Source organism: Streptomyces sp. ISL-36, from assembly GCF_018614205.1.
In the GTDB taxonomy this organism is placed as follows: domain Bacteria; phylum Actinomycetota; class Actinomycetes; order Streptomycetales; family Streptomycetaceae; genus Streptomyces.
In genome coordinates, this window is record NZ_JAGGOS010000009.1 from 64,694 (window position 1) to 74,669 (window position 9,976).

At 71.3% G+C, this 9,976-nt stretch carries 10 protein-coding genes; 6 read left to right on the plus strand and 4 right to left on the minus strand.

Annotated elements, in window-relative coordinates:
- Positions 1 to 78: 78 nt before the first annotated feature.
- Entirely contained in the window at positions 79 to 453 is a 375-nt protein-coding gene (locus J7E93_RS01835; protein WP_215065433.1) for a WhiB family transcriptional regulator, read from the minus strand.
- Between the two features lie 172 nt (positions 454 to 625).
- Positions 626 to 1,339, minus strand: coding sequence for a DUF1707 domain-containing protein (locus tag J7E93_RS01840; protein WP_215065434.1), 714 nt, complete (start codon positions 1,337 to 1,339; stop codon positions 626 to 628).
- Between the two features lie 96 nt (positions 1,340 to 1,435).
- Between J7E93_RS01840 and J7E93_RS01845 the strand changes: the two genes are divergently transcribed.
- From J7E93_RS01845 to J7E93_RS01855, 3 genes are all read left to right on the plus strand, one after another.
- The gene (locus tag J7E93_RS01845; protein WP_374105348.1) at positions 1,436 to 1,795 is read left to right on the plus strand and encodes a DUF1304 domain-containing protein; all 360 of its coding nucleotides are present in this window, start codon (positions 1,436 to 1,438) and stop codon (positions 1,793 to 1,795) included.
- The gene (locus tag J7E93_RS01850) at positions 1,792 to 2,364 is read left to right on the plus strand and encodes a TetR/AcrR family transcriptional regulator (RefSeq protein WP_215065436.1); all 573 of its coding nucleotides are present in this window, start codon (positions 1,792 to 1,794) and stop codon (positions 2,362 to 2,364) included. Before J7E93_RS01845 ends, J7E93_RS01850 begins: the two co-directional genes overlap by 4 nt.
- A gap of 114 nt (positions 2,365 to 2,478) precedes the next feature.
- Entirely contained in the window at positions 2,479 to 4,146 is a 1,668-nt protein-coding gene (locus tag J7E93_RS01855) for a fumarate hydratase (protein ID WP_215065437.1), read from the plus strand.
- Between the two features lie 52 nt (positions 4,147 to 4,198).
- On the opposite strand, the gene J7E93_RS01860 is transcribed toward J7E93_RS01855, so the two are convergent.
- Complete coding sequence (locus tag J7E93_RS01860; protein ID WP_215065438.1) at positions 4,199 to 4,699, minus strand: hypothetical protein; 501 nt, start codon at positions 4,697 to 4,699, stop codon at positions 4,199 to 4,201.
- Between the two features lie 138 nt (positions 4,700 to 4,837).
- On the opposite strand from J7E93_RS01860, the gene J7E93_RS01865 reads away from it, so the two are divergent.
- Positions 4,838 to 5,473 carry a lipoprotein gene (locus J7E93_RS01865; RefSeq protein ID WP_215065439.1) on the plus strand — a complete coding sequence of 212 codons (636 nt, stop codon included), beginning with the start codon at positions 4,838 to 4,840 and terminating at the stop codon, positions 5,471 to 5,473.
- A 191-nt stretch (positions 5,474 to 5,664) separates the two neighbouring features.
- Here J7E93_RS01865 and J7E93_RS01870 read toward each other — a convergent pair whose 3' ends face one another.
- Positions 5,665 to 7,197 (minus strand): ricin-type beta-trefoil lectin domain protein, encoded by a 1,533-nt coding sequence (locus J7E93_RS01870; protein WP_215065440.1) that lies wholly within the window; start codon positions 7,195 to 7,197, stop codon positions 5,665 to 5,667.
- A gap of 105 nt (positions 7,198 to 7,302) precedes the next feature.
- On the opposite strand from J7E93_RS01870, the gene J7E93_RS01875 reads away from it, so the two are divergent.
- Both J7E93_RS01875 and J7E93_RS01880 read left to right on the plus strand, forming a co-directional pair.
- The gene (locus tag J7E93_RS01875) at positions 7,303 to 8,715 is read left to right on the plus strand and encodes a class II fumarate hydratase (protein WP_215065441.1); all 1,413 of its coding nucleotides are present in this window, start codon (positions 7,303 to 7,305) and stop codon (positions 8,713 to 8,715) included.
- 185 nt (positions 8,716 to 8,900) lie between these two features.
- Entirely contained in the window at positions 8,901 to 9,566 is a 666-nt protein-coding gene (locus J7E93_RS01880; protein ID WP_215065442.1) for a DUF402 domain-containing protein, read from the plus strand.
- Positions 9,567 to 9,976 lie beyond the last annotated feature (410 nt).

The window sequence follows — 9,976 nt, forward strand, 5'->3', positions numbered from 1 at the left end:
CGGTACGAAGAGGGGCGCCCCCATGTGCGGTGGGGGCGCCCCTCTTCGTACGGGCGGAAGAGACCGTCGGCCGCCGGCTCAGCCCGCCGCGGCGATCCGGTCCGTCGTCGTCGCCGCCTTCTTGAGCTCCACCTCGCGCCGCCGGCGCCGGGCGAGCACGACACGGCGCTCGGCCGCGGTGAGTCCGCCCCACACTCCGTACGGCTCGGGCTGGAGCAGCGCGTGCTCCCGGCACTCGACCATCACCGGGCAGCGGGCGCAGACCCGTTTCGCGGCCTCCTCACGGGAGAGCCGGGCGGCGGTCGGCTCCTTGGAGGGGGCGAAGAACAGTCCGGCTTCGTCCCGACGGCACACCGCCTCCGTGTGCCAGGGGCCGGCCTCGTCCTCCCGAGCGGGGGCACGCTGGGGAGGGACGGCGGCGACCTGGAGGGGCTGATGCGGCAGTTGCAGCACGGTCTACTCCTGACGACGGCTTCGCGAGCGAGAGACGATGCAGCAGCCCTACCCGACTGTGAGCGCGCCTATGCACTGCGTGCCGCCGAGTTCCGGAGTGCGGAACCTCAGGGGCGGAATCCGGTCACCCGAGCGCCAGGCCTCCCGTGCGGGAACGGTCGGCGCGGGCCCCTCAGTGGCCGAGGTGCTTGCGCATGCGGTTCTGGAGGTCGGTGATCCACTTGCCGCGCTTGGGCCTGGCCTCCACGTTGCCGAAGACCGAGTAGCCGTTGATCACGACCACCGGGGCCTGCGGGTCGGCCGCCTCCATGGTCACGACCTCGAAGTTGCCGAAGATCCCGGTGCCGTTGCCCCGAAGGCTGATGTTCTCGGGGACCCGCACCTCCACGTTGCCGAAGATCGAGGTGGCGTTGATGGTGGTCAGCCGCTGGGCGAAGAGCGCCTCGGTAAGGTCGATCTCGATGTTGCCGAAGAGGGAGAAGGCGTTGGTCCTGCGTCCCACCCGCCAGCGGCCCTTGCGGGTGGTGCTGGAGAAGACGGCGACGAGGTTGTCGGTGGGGTCCGAGGTGTCCTCGGGGCCGTACGCGTAGGCCGACCCGGGCTCCTGGCGCGGCCGGGCCCCGGCGGGCAGATCGCGGACGATCGGCTCCAGCTCGCCCACCGTCTTGGCGCGGTAGACCGCGTCGATGCGCTCCGAATGCTCCTCCGGGTCGAGCCGCCCCTCGGCCAGGGCGTCCCTGAGGATGTCCGCGATCCGGTCCCGGTCGGCGTCGGAGGCCCGGAGGGAGTCGCCCGGCGCGCCGGGCGCGGGGGCCGGCTCGGCGGGGGCGAAGGGAGCGGGCTCGGCGGGGGCGACCGGCTTCTGGGGCTGCTTTTCGAGGTCCACGGCCTCAGCGTAGCGAAACGCGATAGATCGCGACTAGGGGGCGCGACCGTCACCCGGCGTCCTGGACACCTGCCCATGCATTCTGGACAGGTGTCCATCACTCTCGCGCACCTCGCCGTCGGCCTCGTGGCCGCCCTGCACGCATACATCCTGGTTCTGGAGATGTTCTTCTGGGAGGCCCGCCCCGGCCGCCGGCTCTCCGGATTCGACGCCGAGACGGCGCGCGCGACCGCGCCCCTCGCCGCGAACCAGGGCCTCTACAACGGTTTCCTCGCCGCCGGCCTGATCTGGGGCCTGATCGCCGCCGACCCCACCGGGTCCCGCGTCCAGGTCTTCTTCCTCTGCTGCGCGGTGATCGCCGGGGTGTACGGAGCGCTCACCGCCAACCGCCGGATCCTGTTCGCCCAGGCCCTGCCCGGGGCCCTCGCACTGGCCGCCGTACTGTGGGCCGGGTGACCAGCACGACCGAGGACCCCCGCGCCGCCCGCACCCGCGCCAAGTTGCGCGCCGCCCTCCTGGAGGAGTGCGCCGAGCGCCCCCTCGACGAGGTCGGCGTCGCGGCGCTGGTGCGCCGGGCCGGGGTCGGCCGCGCCACCTTCTACCTGCACTACACCGACCTCCAGGCCCTCGCCGTCGACGCCTGCGCCGATGTCGTACGCGACGCGGTCGACGCGCTGCACGCCTGGCGCGGGACGCCCGACCCGGACAGCCCGCCCCGGGCCCTGACCGCCTTCTTCGCCGAGATCGCCCCGCACGCGCCGCTCTACCGGCGCCTGCTCCGGCCCGGTGGCGGCGGCCCGCTCGGCGAGCTGCTCCACCGCGAGCTGCGCGAATACAGCCGCCGCGAGCGCGAGCTCGCCGGCGCCCCCGACCCGGGACTCGTCGCATCGGCGGTGTCGGGGGCCTTCGCGGGGCTGCTCGCGGACTGGCTGCACGGCCTGATCGAGGCCGCCCCCGAGGACATCGCGAGCCGCACCTGGCGGCTGCTGATCTCCCTGCACCGGACCCCGCTGCCGACCCCCTGAACGGGAAGTGAGCCTTACCTCACAGGATCGGCGCCGCGCCCGCGCTCTACGCTGGAGGGCGCGCCTCCAACGGAGGGGGCGCTGCTGTCTGCCGAGTGAGGAATGGCCCGTCCCATGCCAGAGTTTGCGTACTCCGATCTGCTCCCCCTGGGAGAGGACACCACGCCCTATCGCCTGGTGACCGCCGAGGGTGTCTCCACCTTCGAGGCCGACGGCCGTACGTTCCTCAAGGTCGAGCCGGAGGCGCTGCGCAAGCTCGCCGCCGAGGCGATCCACGACATCCAGCACTACCTGCGCCCCGCGCACCTGGCCCAGCTGCGCCGCATCATCGACGACCCCGAGGCGTCGAGCAACGACAAGTTCGTCGCGCTGGACCTCCTGAAGAACGCGAACATCGCCGCCGCGGGTGTCCTGCCCATGTGCCAGGACACCGGCACGGCGATCGTCATGGGCAAGCGCGGCCAGAACGTGCTCACCCAGGGCGGCGACGAGGAGGCCCTGAGCCGCGGCATCTACGACGCGTACACCCAGCTGAACCTGCGCTACTCCCAGATGGCCCCCCTGACCATGTGGGAGGAGAAGAACACCGGCTCGAACCTGCCCGCGCAGATCGAGCTGTACGCGACCGACGGCGGCGCGTACAAGTTCCTCTTCATGGCCAAGGGCGGCGGCAGCGCCAACAAGTCCTTCCTCTACCAGGAGACGAAGGCCGTGCTCAACGAGGCGAGCATGATGAAGTTCCTGGAGGAGAAGATCCGCTCGCTCGGCACGGCCGCCTGCCCGCCGTACCACCTGGCGATCGTCGTCGGCGGCACCTCCGCCGAGTTCGCGCTGAAGACCGCGAAGTACGCCTCGGCGCACTACCTGGACGAGCTGCCCGCCGAGGGATCCGAGCTCGGTCACGGCTTCCGGGACAAGGAGCTGGAGGACAAGGTCTTCGAGCTGACCCAGAAGATCGGGATCGGCGCCCAGTTCGGCGGCAAGTACTTCTGCCACGACGTCCGCGTCGTGCGCCTGCCCCGCCACGGCGCCTCGCTCCCCGTCGCCATCGCCGTGTCCTGCTCCGCCGACCGCCAGGCCGTCGCGAAGATCACCGCCGAGGGCGTCTTCCTGGAGCAGCTGGAGACCGACCCGGCGCGCTTCCTGCCCGAGACCACCGACGAGCACCTCGAGACCGAGGGCGACGTCGTGAAGATCGACCTGAACCAGCCGATGGACGAGATCCTCGCCGAGCTGACGAAGTACCCGGTGAAGACCCGCCTGTCGCTGACCGGCCCGCTGGTCGTCGCCCGCGACATCGCGCACGCCAAGATCAAGGAACGCCTCGACGCGGGCGAGGAGATGCCGCAGTACCTCAAGGACCACCCGGTGTACTACGCCGGTCCGGCGAAGACCCCCGAGGGGTACGCCTCCGGTTCCTTCGGCCCGACGACGGCCGGCCGCATGGACTCGTACGTCGAGCAGTTCCAGGCGGCGGGCGGCTCCAAGGTCATGCTGGCCAAGGGCAACCGCTCGAAGCAGGTCACGGACGCCTGCGGCAGCCACGGCGGCTTCTACCTCGGCTCGATCGGCGGCCCCGCGGCGCGTCTCGCGCAGGACTGCATCAAGAAGGTCGAGGTCGTCGAGTACGAGGAGCTCGGCATGGAGGCGGTCTGGAAGATCGAGGTCGAGGACTTCCCCGCGTTCATCGTCGTGGACGACAAGGGCAACGACTTCTTCCAGAACCCCGCCCCGGAGCCGACCTTCACCCACATCCCGGTGCGCGGCCCGGGTCTCGGCTGATCCGGTCCGCCGGTCGGAGGGGCCCGATCCCGGGCCCCTCCGACCACCGCGTTCAGCGGATGACGTGGAAATCCAGTCGCTGGTAATCCCCGTCAGGGGTCGAGTGGACGGTGCCGCGCGCGGCCTCGAAGTCGCCGGTTCCGCCGGTGAGGGCGACGTCGAACGGGGCCGGCTGCTCGTCCGACGGGTCGAACGCGACCAGCGCCTGAGCGGTCAGCTGTCCGCGGGGGTCGCCGGACAGGACGAAGGTGCCCACGCACAGCAGGTCACTCGGGTTCCCGGCGCGCACCACGGTGCAGGTGATGCCGTCCCGGCCGACCTTCTCGCCGCCCTTGGTGCGGTAGATGTCCTCGGTGAAGGAGAACCCGTCCCCGACCGCGGGCGGCCGTTCGCTCTCTCCCTGGCCTTCGTCCTGACCCGGGACCTCCTTGGCGTAGACGGTGAAATCGAGGTCCTGGGCCTGGGCGGTGGTGGCGGAGACCGGGACGTTGAAGGCCGCGGCCGCGATCACACAGGCGCCGAGCGCCCCGATCCTCCTGAAGCTGCGGGACATGTGCTGCCTCCCGTGGGATGGTGGATCTCCCCCCTGGCCCACGTCCCATTCTCCGACGACCACCGCGGGTCCGCCCGCCCGGTCGCACGACCGCTCCTTCGTCCGAGCGCGCGTCGGGCCGAAGCTAACCTGACGCGCATGAGACATCCGATACGGGCCCTTGCCCCGTCCCTCGCCGCGCTGATCACGGCCGGGGCCCTGGTCACCGGCTGCGCCGCGGACCCCGAACCGCTGCACGTGGCCGAGGACTCCGCCCCGAGGCCGCCGGTGAAGGCCCCGAAAGCCCCGAAGGCGCAGTCCCTCGGTGCCCCCGGCACCGCCTGTGCGCTCCCGGTCTCCTTCGACCTCGCCGCGCAGTGGAAGCCGAAGGCCGTCGAGGCCTCCGACGACGAGGTCTTCGCCGCGCTCGGCAAGCAGGGTCCGGCGACGATGGTCTGCGAGATCGACGCGAAGCCGGCCGGCAACATCGGCTATCTGCGCGTCTGGAGCGCGGGTGCGGGCGCGGCCCGCACGGCGCTCGAAGGGTTCGTGAAGGCCGAGAAGAACACTTCCAAGGTCGTCTACAAGGAGACGAAGGCAGGCGCGCTGCCCGCCACCGAGGTGACGTACACGGTCTACAACCAGGTCATGGAGGAGTCCAAGGAGGAGCGGGCGTTCGCCGTCTCCACCTCCCGCGGTGTGGTGATCGTCCACCTCGGCGGGCTCGACACACAGGAGCACCGGGAGATGCTCCCCGCGTACGAACTGGCCCGCGACAGCGTCAGCGCACTCTGAGCGAGACGGCGCGAGGCGCTCCGAGCGGGACGGCGTGAGGGCGCTCCGAGCGGGACGGCGTGAGGGCGCTGCGAGCGGGACGGCGTGAGGGTGCTCCGAGCGGGACGGCGTGAGGGTGCTCCGAGCCGGGAACGCCCGGACGGCGTGGCCCCACCCCGCACCGGGCGGGGGCCACGCCGTCCGCCCCCCTCCTACACGAACCGCTGGTTCGCCGAGCCGTCGCAGCTCTGCAGCCGCAGCGGCTCCTTCGCCGCCGCCTGCGTCAGGCACAGCCCCGTCGCGGCCTTCGGCCGGATCGTGGCCCCGTCACGGACGAACTTCTGGTTCGCCGCGCCCGAGCAGTTCCAGACGATCACCGCGGTGCCCGCCTGGTAGCGGGCGCCCGGGACGTCCAGGCAGCGGTCCTGGGTGAGCTGGGTATGGAACGTCCCGCGGCCGGAGTCGTACCACCAGCCCTGGTTGCGCCCGCCGTGGCAGTCCCAGCCGAAGACGGCGGTGCCGTTCTTCGAGGAAGCCGCCTCGACGTCCGCGCAGTTGCCCGTCGCCCCGTTCTTCAGCGGCTTGTAGACGTCGTCCCAGGCGTACGGGAAGAGGGTCGGCTTCCCGGAGGAGTCGACGTCCGCGCAACTGGCCTCGCGCAGACCGGAACCGTAGATCTGGGTGAGACAGGACGCGAAGGCGGCGTGGCCGCGCGCGTTGGGGTGGAAGGACTGCCGGACGGAGTTCTCGTCGGGGGTGCCGGGCTTGGAGAGGTCGATGTAGAGACCGCGGGCCCAGGGGTCCTCCATACAGACCTCGTGGCCGTGGAAGAGACGCGAGTTGTCGAGGTAGACCGCCCCGGTGTTCGCGGCGGCCCGCCGCATGCCGCGTTCGAAGGCGGGGACGGCGGTGTTGCGGCCCCAGACGGTGTCGGAGTCGTAGCCGAGTCCACCGCAGGAGAGCTTGCCGGGGAAGTTCGGGTTGTCCTGGAAGTCCGGGCCGATCGGGCTGGGGTAGCCCATGACGACGAGCTTGTAGTCGCTGTCGGCGTAGCCGGCGTCGCGCATCACGGTCTTCAGGTCGCGCACGGTCTGCTCGACCTTGGGGACGAGGGCGTCGACGCGGGCCTGCCAGCCGGGGGCGTACTTCGGCTCGCAGGGGCCCTGGAGGGTGAGGTAGCGGGTGACGCAGTCGGTCATGACGGGCCCGAACTGCAGGTCGTCGTTGGCTCCGGCGACGAGCAGCACCATCTTGATACGGGTGTTGCGGGCCTTGATGGCGAGGTTGTCGCTCTGGACGAGTTCGTCGGCGTACTGCTTCGAGCCGCCGATCCTGATGTTGCCGCTGTAGGCGCCGGAGCAGGACACGTTGAACGTGAGGTCCGCGGGGATGCCGGTGCGGTGGATGGCGGCGTCGGGCGAGCGGTGGCACCAGTTGGTGGGGCCGTTGGTGGGCGGCTCGTAGGTGCCGACGCCCTCGCCCGAGATCTCGCTGTCGCCGAGTGAGATGAGGCCGGTCCTGCGGTCGGCGAGCGGCCGCTCGGCCGGGTCGCCGTAGAGCTTGGTGGCCTCGGCGGCACGGATGGCCTCCAGCTCCGGCGAGAGCGGTACGGAGGAGATTCCGGCCGTGCTCGTCCTCGTGTCGGCCGCGCCGGCGGGTGCCGCGGCTGCCATGGTGCCGAAGGCCGCGGCGGCCGCGGCCGTGGCCGCGATCGTCCAGCGGAGTCTGTGCCCGGTGCGCCTCATTGCGCCTCCTGGAAGTGGGGTTACCCACGGTTTTTACTGGCGAGTAGGCGCGATGGGAATAGGCAGAACAAGACAAGTGCTCAACTTTTCATGGAGGTTGACGACATGACCGACCAGACGACCGAGACGACCGAGTACCGCGTCGAGCACGACTCGATGGGCGAGGTGCGGGTCCCCGCCCGCGCCAAATGGCGCGCCCAGACCCAACGGGCGGTGCAGAACTTCCCCGTCTCCGGCCAGCGTCTGGAGCGCAGCCACATCGAGGCCCTCGCCCGGATCAAGGCCGCCGCCGCCAAGGTCAACGCCGCGCTCGGCGTGGTCGACCAGGACATCGCGGACGCGATCGCGGACGCCGCCGCCGAGGTCGCCGACGGCCGCTGGGACGAGCACTTCCCGGTCGACGTCTTCCAGACCGGCTCCGGTACCTCGTCCAACATGAACATGAACGAGGTCCTCGCCACCCTGGCCACCGAGCGGCTTCCCGAGGGCCGGCCGGTCCACCCCAACGACCATGTGAACGCCTCCCAGTCGTCCAACGACGTCTTCCCGTCCTCGATCCACATCGCCGCCACGGCCGCCGTCCTCGGCGACCTCGTCCCCGCGCTGGAGCACCTGGCCGTCTCGCTGGAGCGGAAATCGGCCGAATTCTCGGACGTGGTGAAGTCCGGCCGTACGCATCTGATGGACGCCACACCCGTGACCCTGGGTCAGGAGTTCGGCGGCTACGCGGCCCAGGTCCGCTACGGGATCGAGCGGCTGCGCGCCTCGCTGCCCCGGCTCGCCGAACTCCCCCTGGGCGGTACGGCGGTGGGAACCGGCATCAACACGCCGCCCGGCTTCTCCGCCGCGGTCATCGCCGAGATCGTCGACGCGACCGGCCTGCCGCTCACCGAGGCCCGCGACCACTTCGAGGCGCAGGGCGCGCGTGACGGCCTGGTGGAGACGTCCGGCCAGCTCAGGACGATCGCCGTCTCCCTGACGAAGATCTCCAACGATCTGCGCTGGATGGCGAGCGGCCCGCGCACGGGCCTGGCCGAAATCAACCTCCCCGACCTCCAGCCCGGCTCGTCGATCATGCCGGGCAAGGTGAATCCGGTCATTCCCGAGGCGGTCCTGATGGTCGCCGCGCAGGTGACCGGGAACGACACCACGGTGGCGGTGGCGGGCGCGGCCGGGAACTTCGAGCTCAACGTGATGCTCCCGGTGATCGCCAAGAACCTCCTGGAGTCCGTGCGGCTGCTCTCCAACGCCTCGCGTCTCCTCGCGGACCGCACGGTCGACGGGATCATCGCCAACGTCGAACGGGCCAGGGAGTACGCCGAGTCCTCGCCGTCCGTCGTCACGCCGCTGAACAAGTACATCGGCTACGAGGAGGCGGCCAAGGTGGCCAAGAAGTCGCTGGCCGAGCGGCGGACGATCCGCGAGGTGGTGCTGGACTCCGGCTACGTCGAGCGCGGCGACCTGACCGTGGAGCAGCTCGACGAGGCCCTCGACGTGCTTCGTATGACCCATCCCTGACGCGCCCCCGGCGTGTGCCCGGCGCGCTCCGGGCGTGTTCCCTGGCGTCTTCGGGGTACGTACCCGGCGTGTTCGGCGGCGCGCCCGCGGCGTGCCCCCGGGTGTGCCCGCCGGGCGTGTTCGCGGCTGACTGATCCGTGACCTATACCGCAGCGGTCGCGGGGGCACGCCCCTAAGATCTGCGCATGACAGGATCGGGCGGCCCTCAGCACTGGGCGCCGGGGGAGCACATCCTCTGGCGCTACCGCGGCAACGGCTCCGGCGACGTGCACATCTGCCGGCCGGTGACCGTCGTCCAGGACACGGCCGAGCTCCTCGCCGTCTGGATGGCGCCGGGCACCGAGTGCGTCCGTCCGGTGCTCGCCGACGGGACTCCCGTACACGAGGAGCCGCTCGCCACCCGCTACACCGCCCCGCGCACGACGGCGCGTTCCCAGTGGTTCGGCACGGGCGTACTGAAGCTGGCCCGGCCCGGGGACCCCTGGTCGGTCTGGCTGTTCTGGGAGCGCGGCTGGCGTTTCCGCAGCTGGTACGTGAACCTCGAGGAGCCGCGGACCCGGTGGTCCGGCGGCATCGACTCCGAGGATCATTTCCTCGACATCTCCGTCTACCCGGACCGCAGCTGGCTGTGGCGGGACGAGGACGAGTTCGCGCAGGCCCAGCGGGCCGGGCTGATGGACGCGGCGCAGGCCGCACGGGTCCGGGCCGCGGGGAGCGCGGCGGTCGAGGTGATCCGGGCGTGGGGCGCGCCGTTCTCGGACGGATGGGAGGACTGGCGGCCCGATCCGGGCTGGACCGTGCCCGAGCTGCCGGCGGACTGGGATCGCACCCCGGCGCACACAGCACCGTGAGACCCTTGATGCGCCCCCGGGGTGCAAACGTAGGATCGTCCTCCGCAAGACGATGATCCACCGAACGAGCCGTCAACCACTGAGCACAGCGCAGGACCTGACCACAAGTCATTCATGAGGGGGAGAGCAGTGCCGGACGTGTGCCCGGGTGTGCCGACCCCTGTCGTAGCCGCTGCTCGCGAGGCATTCACATCCACCGCTCGCCAGGGGTTTATCCCCGGTGAAGGCGCGGCATCGGCGAGAAGAGCGAGTGCATCGCACCACCGGCCCGGACGGACGGAATCCCACGCGTGACGGAGCATCCCACCTCCCACGAAGGCCGCCAGCCGCCTGCTGCCCGGCCGCAGGAGCGCACCCGCCCCCGCCGGCAGGCGGCCGCGGCGGGCGCGTCGGCGGCCGCTGCCGACGCG

Bases quoted from the DNA above. Each gene is read 5' to 3' on its own strand.
- J7E93_RS01855 (WP_215065437.1), top strand. From the start codon at position 2,479: ATGCCAGAGTTTGCGTACTCCGATCTGCTCCCCCTGGGAGAGGACACC.
- J7E93_RS01860 (WP_215065438.1), bottom strand. From the start codon at position 4,699: ATGTCCCGCAGCTTCAGGAGGATCGGGGCGCTCGGCGCCTGTGTGATC.
- J7E93_RS01865 (WP_215065439.1), top strand. From the start codon at position 4,838: ATGAGACATCCGATACGGGCCCTTGCCCCGTCCCTCGCCGCGCTGATC.
- J7E93_RS01870 (WP_215065440.1), bottom strand. From the start codon at position 7,197: ATGAGGCGCACCGGGCACAGACTCCGCTGGACGATCGCGGCCACGGCC.
- J7E93_RS01875 (WP_215065441.1), top strand. From the start codon at position 7,303: ATGACCGACCAGACGACCGAGACGACCGAGTACCGCGTCGAGCACGAC.
- J7E93_RS01880 (WP_215065442.1), top strand. From the start codon at position 8,901: ATGACAGGATCGGGCGGCCCTCAGCACTGGGCGCCGGGGGAGCACATC.